Here is a 14752-nt window from a genome sequence, read left to right on the forward strand (position 1 = left end):
TTTTTAACTCAACGACATTAAATATTTTTTTGGTGTCGTTCCATACTTCTTTTTAAAAGCTGCAATAAAATGACTAGATGTGCTATAGCCTACTTTTAGTCCAACTTCATTAACATTGTGAGTGCCTGATTCTAATAATTTTCTAGCGACTTCCATTTTATAATCAAATAAAAAACTAAAAACGGAATCGCCATAGATTTGCTTAAACCCTTCTTTTAACTTTTTTAAACTTAAATCGATTTCTTCTGCCAATTCTTGTAAACTTGGTGGTTCAGCCATTCTCGAAATAATTATATCCTTCGCTTTTCTAATTTTAATCACATTTGTTTCATCTACCAAAAATGGGCATTGCTCAATATTAGCATCTTCATTTTTATTAAAATACAAGCTCAAAAGCTCATAGGCTTTTCCTTTAAAGTATAGGTTTTTAATAGATGAATTTAAATTGTAATTAATGAGTTGATTTAACACTATAGACATTGAAGGCGTTATTGTTCCATCTTTATAGTACTTTTTATCCTTATTGTCATCACTTAAAAATGTAATATAATCCGCTTCCTGCGAAAACAAACCATGAAACTTCTTAATAGAAATAAGAATGGAAACTAACCAAGATTTAGAATTTACATCTAAATGAATAGGTAAATCGCGTTGTGGGTTATAAAGCAATAAAGAGGTTTCTTCTTGAATATTTAAAGTATAGCTTCCGTTATTAAACTGAAACATACAAGATCCTTTTAAACAAAAATGAAACTGAATAAATTGACTATCTATCTCACGTTCAAGAGTTACGCTTTTGTCTTTTTCATTTTGAAATGTTAAAACAAAAAACCCATCATCAACCTTTGTTTCATTAAAAGTTCTTCTAGCGACATTTTTTGGAATCGAATTAGATTTCATTTATTGGTATTTATTTAGAATTGTTCTAAACAACAATGCGAAAAAGCATTGATATGACTACAAAAGTATGATAATTATCATATTAATTTTAAAAATAACCTTAAAAAACCACAAACGATACTAAAAGTTCTTTTAGCGTTACTTTTTTAAACATAAGCCATCTATTTTTGTTTGGCAATATCCTAAATCGGTTTATGGAGCAATACAATATTTCTAAAGGCAATTCTTTTTATGCTATTGGTTTAAGCTATAAAAAAGCAGATGCTGAAATTCGTGGACATTTTAGTTTAGACACACAAGCTAAATTAGCAATATTACAGCAGGCTAAACAAGAAGGTATTGAAAGCCTAATTATAACTTCCACTTGTAATAGGACAGAAATTTACGGTTTTGCACAACACCCATTTCAGCTTATTAAATTGCTTTGCGAAAACACAAAAGGCACGATTGAAGAGTTTCAAAAAGTTGCCTTTGTTTATAAAAACAGTGAAGCTATTTCGCATATGTTTCGTGTAGGTTCTGGATTAGACAGTCAGATTTTAGGTGATTTTGAGATTATCGGTCAGCTTAAAAATGCTGCCATGACTTCAAAAAAACACAAGCTCTTAAATCACTTTTTAGAGCGCTTAACTAACCATGTAATCCAAGCTAGTAAACGTATTAAAACTGAAACCGAAATTTCTTCAGGTGCGACTTCTGTGTCTTTTGCTTCAGTACAATATATTTTAAATGAAGTTGAAAAGGTGTCTGAAAAAAATATTCTGCTTTTTGGGACTGGGAAAATTGGTAGAAATACTTGTGAAAATTTAGTCAAGCATACTAAGAATGAACATATCACTTTAATTAATAGAACAAAAAGCACAGCAGAAGAAGTTGCAGGAAAGTTCAATTTAATTGTTAAAGATTACGCGAACTTACAAGAAGAAATTAATACTTCAGATATTTTAATTGTAGCAACAGGAGCACAATTGCCAACGGTTGATAAGCATATCATACAAAGCAAAAAACCTTTGTTAATATTAGATTTATCTATTCCGAAAAATGTAGATGAAAATGTTTCAGAATTAAACCATGTAACGCTGGTTCATTTAGACCATTTGTCACAGATTACTGATGAAACTCTTGAAAATAGAAAATTACATATTCCACTTGCTGAAAAAATTATAGAAGATGTAAAAGCCGAATTTAATGCTTGGTTAGAAACCAGAAAATTTGCGCCAACCATTAAAGCGTTAAAACACAAATTAAATGATTTTAAAGTGGCTGAATTAGACACTCAACGCAAAAAAATTAGTAACTTTAACGAAGAACAAGCAGAAATAATTAGCAACAATATTATTCAAAAAATAACCAATCATTTTGCACATCACTTAAAAGATGATACGATGTCTACAAATGAAAGCCTTGAACTGATAAAAAAGGTTTTTCAACTTGAAACTACAAAACATGTCTAAAACAATTAGAATTGGTACTCGTGATAGCGAACTGGCCTTATATCAAGCAAATATTGTTAAGCAACAACTTGAACATTTAGGACACAAAACCGAGTTGGTTCCAGTAAAATCTACAGGTGATTTACAATTAAATAAACCCATTTACGAACTCGGAATGACTGGTGTTTTTACACGAACTTTAGATATAGCGATGCTAAATCATGATATTGATATTGCTGTTCATAGCTTAAAAGATGTACCAACCTTATTACCAAAAGGCATCATACAAGCAGCAGTTTTAAAACGTGGTAATGTAAGAGACACTTTAGTTTTTAAACAAAATGAAGAGTTTTTAAGTCAAAAAAATGCTGTAATTGCAACTGGGAGTTTACGACGTCGTGCACAATGGTTAAACAGATATCCTACTCATAGTATTGAAAATTTACGTGGAAATGTAAATTCTCGTTTACAAAAACTAGATGATAATGAGCATTGGAATGGTGCTATTTTTGCCGCAGCTGGATTGGGCAGAATTGGTTTACGACCAGAAAATGCCATCAATTTAAACTGGATGATTCCTGCTCCTGCACAAGGTGCTATTATGATAACAGCTTTAGATGAAGATGAAGATATAAAAACCATTTGTGCTGCACTTAATCATGAAGAGACTTCAATTTGCACCACAATTGAACGTGATTTTTTAAATAAATTAGAAGGTGGTTGCACTGCTCCTATTGGTGCTTTAGCTTTTATTAAAGACGAAGAAGTTACTTTTGAAGGTGTCCTTTTAAGTCCTGATGGAAGTAAAAAAATAGAAGTGAAACGTGTTGAAAAATTAGGCAATCATCAGGATATTGCACAATTCTGTGCTGACTATATTATTGAGCGTGGTGGAAAACGCTTAATGGATACTATTAAACAAGGTCATAAAAAGGCAAAAGTCTATTCAACTAAGTCACTAACCGAAGATCAACGCTTATTAATGAACGACAACTTAGGTGTTCAAAGTTCAGATTTTATTCAGATTAGCATCAATAGAATTAAACCTCAGGTAGTTAGGCAACCTATTCAAAATGTCATAATTACTAGTAAGAATTCGGTGGAGGCTTTATTGCAAAACTTTTCAGCGGTAGAATTACAGTTTAAAAATATTTATTGTGTTGGTCGAAGAACAAAGCGATTGGTTGAAAAACGCATAGGAGAAGTTAAACATACCGAACCTAATGCTAAAAAATTAGCAGAATATTTAGTAGAATACATTGAAGGTACTGAGGTGACTTATTTTTGTAGCGATTTACACCTTGATATCTTACCAACTATTTTAACCGAAAACAATATTGCGGTTCATAAAGTTGAGGCTTATCAAACCAAATATGCTGCTGTAAAAATTGATGATTCTGTTGAAGCTGTTATGTTTTATAGTCCATCTACAGTACAAAGTTATAAACAAGAAAATGATGCTGAGGTCATTGCTTTCTGTATTGGTGAAACGACTGCACAAGAAGCGAAAAAACATTTTAAAGATATTCGTGTTGCTAAAGTTCCAACGGTTGAAAGTGTTATTGAATTAGTTAACGAACACTATGTTTAAATTTCGCAATACTGAATTGCTTTAGTAACACATCAAGTATAGTGTACAATATAAAAGATTTCTGCCAACACAGGAATAACAAAATTATGATTAAAAACGACTTATTTTTAAAAGCTTTAAAAGGGGAAACTGTTGAGCGTCCACCTGTATGGATGATGCGTCAAGCTGGACGTTACTTGCCTGAATTTATGGCCATAAAAGAAAAATACGATTTCTTCACACGATGTCAAACACCAGAATTAGCGAGTGAAATTACAGTGCAACCTATCAGAAGATTTGGTATGGATGCTGCTATTTTATTTAGCGACATTTTAGTCATTCCTCAAGCAATGAATATTGAAGTGCAAATGAAACCCAATTTTGGGCCTTATTTACCACATCCTATTCGATCGCAAAAGGAGGTTAATAATGTTATTGTTCCCGATGTTAAAGTAGAACTCGATTATGTCTATCAAGCAATTAAAGCCACTAAAGAAAAACTGAATAATGAAATTCCTTTAATTGGTTTTGCGGGTTCACCTTGGACTATTTTATGTTATTGTGTGCAAGGTCAAGGCAGTAAGAATTTTGACAAAGCCAAAGAATTTTGTTTTACAAACCCTATAGCGGCTCATGAGTTGCTTCAAAAAATAACAGATACAACTATTGCTTATCTTAAAGAAAAAGTTAGTGCTGGAGTTAATGCTGTACAAGTCTTTGATTCTTGGGGAGGCATGTTATCGCCTGTCGATTATCAAGAATTTTCCTGGCAATACATTCAACAAATTATTAATGCATTAAAAGATGAAACTCCTGTAATTGCATTTGGAAAAGGGTGTTGGTTTGCACTTAATGAAATGTCTAAATCTGGTGCTTCTGCTTTAGGTATAGATTGGACTTGCTCTGCCAGAAATGCACGTTATTTAACTGGAGGAAACATTACGCTTCAGGGTAATTTTGATCCCACACGATTATTTTCACCGCCTTCAGAAATAAAGAAGATGGTACAGCACATGATAAATGAGTTTGGGAAAGATAAATACATCGTAAACCTAGGTCATGGCATTTTACCAAATATCCCAATAGATCATGCAAAAGCCTTTATTGACGCAGTAAAAGAATATAAATATTAGATTTTGATTGTACAATTTGACACATATTATATTGATAGAATTCAAGAAAAAGATGCTTGGAAAATTTGTGATTTTATAGTCGCTAATGAAGACCGTTTGAGGCGCTTCTTTCCCAAAACTTTAGAGCAAGGCCTTACTCCTTCTTTAGCTGAGCGTTTTTGTAAAAAGAAAGTGAAACAGTTTGAGCACAAAGAAGAATTTCTATTTACAGTAAAAGCAAAAGAGTCTAATGCTTTGGTTGGACTTATTTATATTAAAGATCTTGATTGGACAAAAAAACTGGGGGAATTCGCCTATTGTATAGGCTATCCTTTTGAAGGAAAAGGCATTACCTCGAAAGCAGTAAACTATTTATCTGAATATGCTTTTAACAATTTAGGTTTTGAAGTCCTTCAAATCATTGCATATAAAGCCAATATTGGTAGTGTGAAAATAGCTAAACATAACGGTTTTAAATGGATTAAAACTTTAGAAAAGGAATTTACTCCAATTGGAGAAAAACCCTTAGACATGGAATTATACATACTCTACAATGAAAAATAAATTTTATCAATATATACAAGATTTACAAGATCACATCACATCTAAATTAGAAATTGTAGATGGGAAAGCGACTTTTCAAGAAGATATTTGGAAACGTCCAGAAGGTGGTGGTGGACGAACACGTGTTATTGAAAATGGTAAAGTATTTGAAAAGGGAGGTGTGAATATTTCTGCTGTGCATGGAAAATTACCCGAATCAATGCAGCAGTATTTTGGTGTAAATGATGCCAACTTTTTTGCTTGTGGTTTGAGTCTGGTTCTGCATCCTAAAAACCCAATGACGCCTACTGTTCACGCAAATTGGCGCTATTTTGAAATGTATAATCAAGATGGAGATATTGTTGATCAATGGTTTGGTGGAGGACAAGATTTAACCCCTTATTATTTGTTTGAAGAAGATGCTATTCATTTCCACCACACTTGCAAAACAGCATGTGATAAACACAACAAAACATTTTACCCTAAGTATAAAAAACGTTGTGATGAATACTTTTACAACTCACACAGAAATGAAGGTCGTGGTATTGGAGGTCTATTCTTTGATTACTGTAAAGCTTCAGAAGACATGAGTATGGAACAATGGTATGGTTTTGTGACAGAAGTTGGAAATAGTTTTCTTGAAGCCTATGTCCCAATCGTTGAAAAACGAAAGAATTTACCCTATTCTAAATCACAAAGAGATTGGCAAGAAATTCGTCGAGGACGCTATGTTGAATTTAATCTTGTTCATGATAAAGGCACACTTTTCGGATTAAAAACCAATGGGAGAATTGAAAGTATTCTCATGAGTTTACCTCCTCATGTACAATGGGTTTATGATCATCATCCGGAACCTGGAAGCGAAGAAGAAAAATTAATAAACACTCTGAAAAAACCTAAAAATTGGGTCTAAAGTTTTTTAAATATCTAACATTTTTCCTTTTAATTGGAAGCGCTTCTTTGGCACAAGATAGTATTCCTGAAGTTGTTTATGACGAAGAAACCGAATTTATTCATAAATTCCCTAATAGAATAACAACTCGCTTGTTTTATGTGAATACATCAAATTCTCTAACCATTAATGGCAGGAACTCGAATTTAACTTTTAAATTAAACCCTAATAAAGAAGATAGGTTTGGTGCGTCTGTATCATTTCGCTCAATTACCATTTCATATTCTTTTGCTCCTGATTTTTTATCTGAAAACAAAGACAATGCCAATTCAAAATTATTCCATTTAGAATTTAGAACCTATTTTGGTAATCATTGGATGCAAACCTTAGAGCTTTTTAACCAAAAAGGATTTTATCTTAAAGATGATGACTCTCAAGCTGAATTTTACTTACCTCAAACAAAATCTTTTAAAATTGGAGGTGGAACTTCTTACATTTTTAACGAAAATTTCTCATTTAGAGCAATAGTGAGTCAAGATGAAAAGCAGGTAAAAAGCACAGGGAGCTTTATTTCACGAATTATTTATTATTATAGCTATCTAAATTTAAGAAGTGACGAAAGTAGTGTTGATAGTGAGCTTCGTTCCTTTGACATTGCTCTTGCACCTTCATATTACTACAATTTCGTGCCTACAAAAAACCTGTTCATCTCTGCTGGTGTATCAGCAGGTATTGGGTTAAATCATTCTAAAAGTGTAGACAATAATAATCTTGAAAAGGATGAAAGTCTAACATCATTACTAACAGAGCTAAATTTTAGAGGATCTATAAATTATGACATTTTAGATTTTTATATTGGATTACATTATAATCATCTTATCTTAAATCATAATACCGATAGATCTTCTTATGTGAATGATGATATTCCTTATTTTCAATTATTTGCAGGCTATCGCTTTAAAACACCTAAAAAATTAGTAAAAAAAGCTGATAACATTAATAAAAAAATAAAACTCAAAAATTGATATGTTCCCTTTAAAACGTAACAGACGATTAAGAACCAATGAGACCATTAGAAGTTTAGTCCGTGAAACTATCATTTCTCCAAATGATTTTTTAGTGCCTCTTTTTGTTGTTGAAGGTCAAGGTATTAAAGAAGAAATCGCTTCTATGCCAAATTATTTTCGTTATAGTCTTGATTTATTAGAACTAGAGGTTAAAGCCCTTTGGGAATTAGGCTTAAAATCGGTTTTGCTTTTTGTAAAAGTTCCAAACCATTTAAAAGACAATAAAGGTACAGAAGCTATAAACCCAGATGGTTTAATGCAACGCGCAATAAAAAAAATAAAGGACGTTTGTCCTGAAATGTTAATCATGACCGATGTTGCACTAGACCCTTACTCCTCTTATGGCCATGATGGCATCGTAGAAAACGGTAAAATAGATAATGATTTTACGGTTGAAATACTTTCTGAAATGAGCGTTTCTCATGCTCAAGCTGGTGCTGATTTTGTCGCGCCAAGTGATATGATGGATGGTCGAATTTTAAGTATTAGAGAAGCTTTAGAAGACGTAGGGTTCACAGATACTGGAATCATGAGTTATTCCGCTAAATACGCTTCAGCTTTTTACGGTCCTTTTCGGGATGCATTAGACTCTGCTCCTGTTGATGCTCAAGACATTCCTAAGGATAAAAAAACTTATCAAATGGATTATGCCAATCGTTTCGAAGCTCTTCGTGAAACCGAAATGGATATTGACGAAGGCGCTGACATCGTCATGGTAAAACCAGGCTTATGCTATTTGGATATTGTTCGGGATTTAAAAAATGAAGTCGATGTTCCTATTGCTGTTTATCAAGTTTCTGGCGAATATGCGATGTTAAAAGCTGCTGCAGAAAAAGGCTGGTTAGATCATGATGCCGTAATGATAGAACAAATAACCGCAATTAAACGTGCTGGCGCTGATATCATTGCAAGTTATTTTGCAAAAGATGTTGTAAAGCTGATTTCTTAGTATTTTAGCGGTTAGTTTCTGCTTTTAGACTGAAATCCCTTACGTTTTTTAAAATAAATTCTTATTATTGTTATACTAACGTTTGAACTAGATGACTAAGATTATTAAACCTTGTATATATTTATTTTTCATTTTATTTTCTATTCAAGAAATGAATGCACAGCTTGAAACACATTTAATTGCTGGTGAAGCTTGGGCTAAAGGGGATTTCGTTGAAATAGGTATTAATGCTAAAGGTGTTTATGGTGCAGAAACTAGTAACAAGCCTGCTAGCTTTCATGATAATAGAGAATCTGATGGTAATGGGATTTTTGGATTCATTGCAAATCCGTTAGCCGATGGTTGGGTAGATTATGATGGTGATTATTTTACCCCTGGATCTCCAGAAGAAGGGTTTTCAATTGAAATTGATGGTGTAAATTATAACAATAATAATTCTGGTGGTTTATTTCAAATTCCAGGGCAAATCATGGATGTTAATGTGATATCTTCTGATTGCTTTGAAGATACAGCACAAATATTTTGGGAAGGAAATATTGAAGGAGTAAATATAAAAAGGTATTACAGTATTACTAAAGAAGGTTTGTTTATTCAAATGACTACTGTAATTAAAAATTTATCTAGTGAAGCGAAATCTAATGTATATTGGATGCATAATGTTGACCCAGATAATAATGTTTCTCTAAGCGGAAATTACTCTACTAATATGGAACTTATTTCTCAAGCAAGCTCTGCTGCTGACGATGTCTGTTTGGTGAAAGCAACCCAAGCTCCTTTACTAACACCACAAGATATGGACGGCTCACATGTGAGTTTGTATGCTAAAGATGAAAACGCTCGTGTCTCTTATGGTGGGTTTGACAACAGAAATGCAAGTGCTGTTTGGAATGGCATTGGATTAAATAGTACTGAAGGTTCTACCACTTTTAATGTTGATGAAGCTATTTCTTATGCCTATTTTATTGGAAATCTAGATATAGACGAAACTGTACAATTCACCTATTATTATATCCTTGAAGATGTTGACGAAAGCTTTATCCCTTTTATTGTAAGTGCTTTTCAAGAAAACCCAACGACATACGAAGGTACTGATGGAATGATTATTTTTACTGGTTTAACTGAAGGCGAATCATACACGATAAGTTATTTTGATGATGGCGTATTAGTCCCAGACACCGTTTATGTAGCAGATGAAAATGGAGAAATCGTTATTACTGGTTTGAACTCAGGAACATACTCAGGTATTACTGTAAGCTTTAGTGGCTGTGTAACTACAGTAGATACAGTATTTGTATTAACCGATCCTCCGCTTCCTGTCTATACCGTTAGCACAGAAGATTTTACTAATTGTGATACCGTAGATGGTGAACTTATCTTTTCTGGTTTAACACCTAGTACTATTTATACTGTAACTTATACTTATGAAGGTACCGTATTTGGTCCTGAAGAATTAGAAGCTGATATTAATGGTGAAATTATTTTTACTGAATTACCTGGTGGTGCTTACACCGATTTTGCTGTTGAGCAATATGAAGGTGTAACGACGAGTGATGAAGTCGTTGAAATTTTTGGACCTTTAACTCCAACTTCGTACCCAATCCCTAATCAATTTTATTGTGATGATGACTTTGATTATATAACGACAATTGATTTAACTTTACTTAATGATTTTATTATTGGCCCTGATGACGCAGCAACGTATCAAATTACTTATCATGCTACTGAAGAAGATGCTAATAATAATGTAGACCTTTCTGCGAGTAATTATGAAACTACTGGAGAAAGCACTTATATGCTTTATGCAAAAAAGACTCATACAGGAAGTGATTGTTATTCGTATGTTCCATTTAACATAACTATAAATCTTCCTTCAGATTTTGATATTTTTGACGACTTTATCTGCTTAAATAGTGATGACACTGTGAATACAGAATATGAATTACCTATTTTAGATACAGGACTTTCAGAAACCACACACAGTTTCGAGTGGTTTTTAGAAGGTGTGCTCATCCCAGGAGAAAATTCAAGTCAACTAACAGCTAATGCGCACGGAAACTATAGTGTGACTGCAACTATAATTGCAACTGGTTGCGATTATACACAAGATGCTATAATCTTTCCTTCTGGTCCTCCACAAGTTTTGGATGTTATTGTAACTACTCCTCCTTTCTCAGAGAATCACACTGTAGAAATTACAGCTTCTGGTCATGGTAATTATGTTTATGCTGTAAATAATGGCCCTTGGCAAGACTCTCCTGTTTTTACAAATCTTCCTTATGGAGTTAATGTGTTTCAAATTATTGATACTAATGGTTGTGGCATTGTTAAAGTTGAAAAACTACTCATAGATTTTATGAAATTCTTTACGCCAAATAACGATGGCGTTAAAGATTATTGGCAAATTGTTGGTATTCATGATTTATTAGAACCAGAAATTCATATTTTCGATAGGCATGGTAAATTATTAAAACAACTAAGCCCAACAAGTACAGGCTGGGATGGCACTTATAATAATAATCCTCTACCTACTTCAGATTATTGGTTTAGACTCACCTTTAAAGATATCGATAATAATGAACATGAATTTGTCGAGCATTTTTCTTTAATTCGTTAGTAAATAAGTCCATCGTTAAGTTTTAGATTTCATTTATTGTTAATTTGATTTTGTAAATTAGCCCTAAATTATATTTCTATATGACCGCACTAATTTTTTGGGCAACAATCTCTATTTTCTTTTCCTTTTTATGTTCTATACTAGAAGCAGTGCTTTTAAGTGTTACGCCAACATTTATTAATGTAAAAAAACAGGAAGGCAAAGAATATGCAACGACTTTAGAAGAACTAAAAAAAGATGTTGATAAGCCGCTAATTGCTATTTTAACACTAAACACTATTGCTCATACTTTAGGCGCAATGATGGTTGGTATCGAAGCTGAAAAACTACCTTTTAAAATAGAATTTTTTGGTATAAATACTGTTGGTATTGTTTCAGCAATAATGACCTTACTTATATTAATTGCTTCAGAGATTATTCCAAAAACAATTGGTGCTACGTACTGGAAAAATTTAGCGAATTTTACTTCAAAAGCATTAACTGTTTTAATATTCCCGCTTAAATGGACAGGGATTCTATGGCTTTTACAATTAACAACAAAACTTATTGGAGGCACTGGTCACGGAAGCGTTTTAAGTCGTGAAGGGTTTTTAGTTATGGCTGACATGGCTCATGAAGAAGGTGTCTTTCAAGAAAACGAAAGTACAATTATTAAAAACTTACTAACCTTTAAAGAAATCCTAGCAAAAGATGTGATGACACCTCGAACAGTTATGAAGGCTGAAGAAGAAAACACCACAGTTGAAGACTTCTTTAATAAAAACCTCAATCTTCGTTTCTCTAGGGTACCAATATATTCTAACGATCCTGATAATATTAAAGGACTTGTTTTAAAAGGTGAAATATTTAAAGAAATGGCTTTAGATAATGGTTCAAAAAAATTAGCCGAACTTAAAAGAAACATTATCATTGTAAATCGTGATATGCCAATTCCTGAACTTTTTGAAAAACTGGTTGAAAGTAGAAATCATATGGCTTTAGTAGTCGATGAATATGGCTCGGTTAGTGGTTTAGTAACTATGGAAGATGTAATTGAAACCTTATTGGGCCTTGAAATTATGGATGAAAGCGATAGCGTTTCCGACCTTCAACTTATGGCTAGAAAAAGTTGGGAAACTAGAGCTAAAAAGTTAGGGATTTTTGATGACGAAAAGAACGTAGAATAAAATGGACGAGTGCATCATTAATTCTCCTTTAGGTTACACTAAAATAGTAGGCGATTTAAATGGTATTACTCGTATTTCTGTTTTAAATACTGAAGAAAAAATAACAGACATCATCCCAGAAGCCTTAGAAGACTGTGTCCAACAACTCAATGAATATTTTGAAGGTGTTCGGCAACAATTCAATTTTAAAATAAATCCAAAAGGCACCGATTTTCAAAAGCGCGTTTGGCAAGAACTACTCCACATACCGTTTGGTAAAACCACGACATACCTTGATTTATCTAAACAACTAGGCGATGTCAAAGCGATTCGTGCAGTTGCCAATGCTAATGGAAAAAACCCCATTTGGATTGTTGTGCCATGTCATCGTGTTATTGGTAGTGATGGTTCACTTACAGGTTATGCAGGAGGATTACACCGAAAACAATGGCTGCTTGAGCATGAAAGTCCGTATAAACAACAAACCTTATTTTAAAAAAACATCTCTAAATTTTTAGATTTAGAGAATATATTCTATATTTAATACTTATTAATTACTATGAAAATTCTGAAAAAGCTTCTAAAATGGATTGTATATATAATTGGCTCAATTATTATTTTACTGTATATTTTTGATTACGACTATATATTAAAAGGAATTAGAGTGGTTTATTTTACTGGCCACACAACTGCATTTATAGATGATTATCCTTATTTTGAGAATGATATTATCGAAAAAGGGAATACTCCTAGTCCTTGGCCAAATCATAAAGATTATAATACCAGTAACGAAACTGATAAACTCGCTTCAACAAACAAAGATCTTGGCACTATAGCTTATGTTATTATAAAAAATGACAGTATTTGGTTTGAAAAATACTATGATGGCTTTAATGCGACATCAAAAACTAATTCATTTTCTATGGCAAAAAGCATAACGTCTGCATTGTTAGGAAAGGCAATAATGGAAGGCCATATTAAGAGTTTAGACCAACCTGTTAGTGATTTTTATCCTGAATATAGTTATGCAAAAACGACGGTTGGCGATTTATCCTCAATGGCTTCTGGATTGGATTGGGTTGAACATTACACAAGTCCATTTTCTGTAACAGCGCGAGCGAATTATGATGATGATTTAGCTGAAACTATTTTAAATCAAAAAGTAGTAAAAACCCCTGGAAAAGAATTTGAATATTTAAGTGGTAGTACAGCTTTGCTAGGAATGGTTATTCAAAAAGCAACAAAGAAACCATTAGCTCAATACCTTTCTGAAAGTTTCTGGAAACCATTAGGCGCTACTGAAGATGCTTTATGGCAATTAGACGATGCTGAAAATAGATTAGCAAAAGCGTTTACTAGTATCTCAAGTAATGCAAAAGATTTTGCGCGTTTTGGAAAACTATACAAAGACCATGGAAAATGGAATGGGAAACAACTTTTAGATTCTGCTTTTGTTGCCAAGTCTATAACACCACGGTTTTCAGAAAACCCAATATATGGCTATGGTTTCTGGTTGAAAACCATTAATGATAAACGTTTTTTTATGATGCGTGGTCATCTCGGACAATATGTAATCGTTGAACCTGAAGATAATGTCATAATTGTTAGACTTGGTCATTCTAAAGGCCCAGGAAACCCTATTGCTACTTTTACTTCTGATATCTCTACATATATTGAAGAAGCTTATAACATGTTAAACTATGATCTCTAAACTACATCTAGAAAACATCTTATTTTTAGATATTGAAACGGTTCCTGAAACACAGTATTTTTCTGATTTAGATGAAACCAAGCAAAATTTATGGGAACTTAAATCACAATATCAGCGTAAAGACGATTACACTGCTGAAGCATTTTATGATCGTGCTGGTATTTGGGCAGAATTTGGGAAAATTATCTGTATTTCTGTTGGTTATTTTAAAAATCAAGGTGATGTAAGAACATTTCGAGTCACTTCTTTTTATGGTGAAGAAATTAAAATTCTAAAAGACTTTAAAAATTTATTGATTACTCATTTTAGTCAGACGAAACATTTGCTTTGTGCTCATAATGGAAAAGAATTTGATTTTCCGTATATCGCTAGACGCATGATTATTCACAACATTGAATTGCCTTATAAACTAAACCTCTTTGGAAAAAAGCCTTGGGAAGTTCCTCATTTAGATACTTTAGAGTTATGGAAATTTGGCGACTATAAAACATTTACATCTTTAAAATTACTCACAAATGTTTTAGGCATTCCTTCGCCAAAAGATGATATAGATGGTAGTGAAGTTTATCGTGTGTATTATGAAGACAATGATATTGATCGTATTATTACCTACTGTGAAAAAGACGCTATTGCTGTGGCTCAAATATTTTTAAGACTTCGAGGCGACGAACTCCTTCATGATAATGAGATTATTCACATATAAGTTTGCAAAAAAGATTGAACGACCTGTTTGAGCTCTTTTTATTATGGCTTCCTGCAAAAGCAGGAAAGACAGAATCAAAAAGCGAGTAGTGAAAGCTTGGTACAACGTAACAT

General features: G+C 32.8%; 13 protein-coding genes. 12 read left to right on the top strand and 1 reads right to left on the bottom strand.

Annotation, left to right across the window (positions count from 1 at the left end):
• Positions 1-3: 3 nt before the first annotated feature.
• A complete protein-coding gene (locus ACFS5M_RS02055; RefSeq protein ID WP_183485083.1) occupies positions 4-900 on the bottom strand; it encodes a helix-turn-helix transcriptional regulator in 897 nt (298 codons plus the stop codon).
• A gap of 194 nt (positions 901-1094) precedes the next feature.
• On the opposite strand from ACFS5M_RS02055, the gene hemA reads away from it, so the two are divergent.
• The 12 genes from hemA to ACFS5M_RS02115 all read left to right on the top strand — a co-directional run bounded on the left by hemA (position 1095) and on the right by ACFS5M_RS02115 (position 14639).
• A complete protein-coding gene (gene hemA, locus ACFS5M_RS02060; RefSeq protein WP_183485086.1) occupies positions 1095-2354 on the top strand; it encodes a glutamyl-tRNA reductase in 1260 nt (419 codons plus the stop codon).
• Positions 2347-3924 carry a hydroxymethylbilane synthase gene (gene hemC, locus ACFS5M_RS02065; RefSeq protein WP_183485089.1) on the top strand — a complete coding sequence of 526 codons (1578 nt, stop codon included), beginning with the start codon at positions 2347-2349 and terminating at the stop codon, positions 3922-3924. The genes hemA and hemC overlap by 8 nt, the downstream gene beginning before the upstream one ends.
• A gap of 86 nt (positions 3925-4010) precedes the next feature.
• On the top strand, positions 4011-5036 hold the full coding sequence (gene hemE, locus ACFS5M_RS02070; RefSeq protein ID WP_183485091.1) for a uroporphyrinogen decarboxylase: 1026 nt from the start codon (positions 4011-4013) through the stop codon (positions 5034-5036).
• A gap of 3 nt (positions 5037-5039) precedes the next feature.
• Positions 5040-5579 carry a GNAT family N-acetyltransferase gene (locus tag ACFS5M_RS02075; protein WP_183485094.1) on the top strand — a complete coding sequence of 180 codons (540 nt, stop codon included), beginning with the start codon at positions 5040-5042 and terminating at the stop codon, positions 5577-5579.
• Complete coding sequence (hemF, locus tag ACFS5M_RS02080) at positions 5569-6471, top strand: oxygen-dependent coproporphyrinogen oxidase (RefSeq protein WP_183485097.1); 903 nt, start codon at positions 5569-5571, stop codon at positions 6469-6471. Before ACFS5M_RS02075 ends, hemF begins: the two co-directional genes overlap by 11 nt.
• Entirely contained in the window at positions 6462-7475 is a 1014-nt protein-coding gene (locus tag ACFS5M_RS02085; RefSeq protein ID WP_183485100.1) for a DUF4421 domain-containing protein, read from the top strand. The genes hemF and ACFS5M_RS02085 overlap by 10 nt, the downstream gene beginning before the upstream one ends.
• Before the next feature lies 1 nt (position 7476).
• The gene (hemB, locus tag ACFS5M_RS02090) at positions 7477-8466 is read left to right on the top strand and encodes a porphobilinogen synthase (protein ID WP_183485103.1); all 990 of its coding nucleotides are present in this window, start codon (positions 7477-7479) and stop codon (positions 8464-8466) included.
• A 91-nt stretch (positions 8467-8557) separates the two neighbouring features.
• Entirely contained in the window at positions 8558-11080 is a 2523-nt protein-coding gene (locus ACFS5M_RS02095; protein ID WP_183485106.1) for a T9SS type B sorting domain-containing protein, read from the top strand.
• Positions 11081-11160: 80 nt separating this feature from the next.
• On the top strand, positions 11161-12246 hold the full coding sequence (locus ACFS5M_RS02100; RefSeq protein WP_183485109.1) for a CNNM domain-containing protein: 1086 nt from the start codon (positions 11161-11163) through the stop codon (positions 12244-12246).
• Position 12247: 1 nt separating this feature from the next.
• Positions 12248-12721: a methylated-DNA--[protein]-cysteine S-methyltransferase gene (locus ACFS5M_RS02105; RefSeq protein WP_183485112.1), complete on the top strand. Its 474-nt coding sequence runs from the start codon at positions 12248-12250 to the stop codon at positions 12719-12721.
• A gap of 63 nt (positions 12722-12784) precedes the next feature.
• Positions 12785-13936, top strand: coding sequence for a serine hydrolase domain-containing protein (locus ACFS5M_RS02110; protein WP_183485115.1), 1152 nt, complete (start codon positions 12785-12787; stop codon positions 13934-13936).
• The gene (locus ACFS5M_RS02115; RefSeq protein ID WP_183485118.1) at positions 13926-14639 is read left to right on the top strand and encodes a 3'-5' exonuclease; all 714 of its coding nucleotides are present in this window, start codon (positions 13926-13928) and stop codon (positions 14637-14639) included. The genes ACFS5M_RS02110 and ACFS5M_RS02115 overlap by 11 nt, the downstream gene beginning before the upstream one ends.
• The last annotated feature ends 113 nt before the right edge of the window (positions 14640-14752 follow it).

Origin of the sequence: Lacinutrix iliipiscaria (assembly GCF_042686125.1) — a bacterium.
Classification (GTDB): domain Bacteria; phylum Bacteroidota; class Bacteroidia; order Flavobacteriales; family Flavobacteriaceae; genus Oceanihabitans; species Oceanihabitans iliipiscarium.

Excerpts from the sequence above, each read along its gene's own strand:
- hemB (WP_183485103.1), top strand. The coding sequence starts at position 7,477 with ATGTTCCCTTTAAAACGTAACAGACGATTAAGAACCAATGAGACCATT.
- hemE (WP_183485091.1), top strand. The coding sequence starts at position 4,011 with ATGATTAAAAACGACTTATTTTTAAAAGCTTTAAAAGGGGAAACTGTT.
- ACFS5M_RS02100 (WP_183485109.1), top strand. The coding sequence starts at position 11,161 with ATGACCGCACTAATTTTTTGGGCAACAATCTCTATTTTCTTTTCCTTT.
- hemC (WP_183485089.1), top strand. The coding sequence starts at position 2,347 with ATGTCTAAAACAATTAGAATTGGTACTCGTGATAGCGAACTGGCCTTA.
- ACFS5M_RS02105 (WP_183485112.1), top strand. The coding sequence starts at position 12,248 with ATGGACGAGTGCATCATTAATTCTCCTTTAGGTTACACTAAAATAGTA.
- ACFS5M_RS02110 (WP_183485115.1), top strand. The coding sequence starts at position 12,785 with ATGAAAATTCTGAAAAAGCTTCTAAAATGGATTGTATATATAATTGGC.
- hemA (WP_183485086.1), top strand. The coding sequence starts at position 1,095 with ATGGAGCAATACAATATTTCTAAAGGCAATTCTTTTTATGCTATTGGT.
- ACFS5M_RS02115 (WP_183485118.1), top strand. The coding sequence starts at position 13,926 with ATGATCTCTAAACTACATCTAGAAAACATCTTATTTTTAGATATTGAA.
- hemF (WP_183485097.1), top strand. The coding sequence starts at position 5,569 with ATGAAAAATAAATTTTATCAATATATACAAGATTTACAAGATCACATC.
- ACFS5M_RS02055 (WP_183485083.1), bottom strand. The coding sequence starts at position 900 with ATGAAATCTAATTCGATTCCAAAAAATGTCGCTAGAAGAACTTTTAAT.
- ACFS5M_RS02095 (WP_183485106.1), top strand. The coding sequence starts at position 8,558 with ATGACTAAGATTATTAAACCTTGTATATATTTATTTTTCATTTTATTT.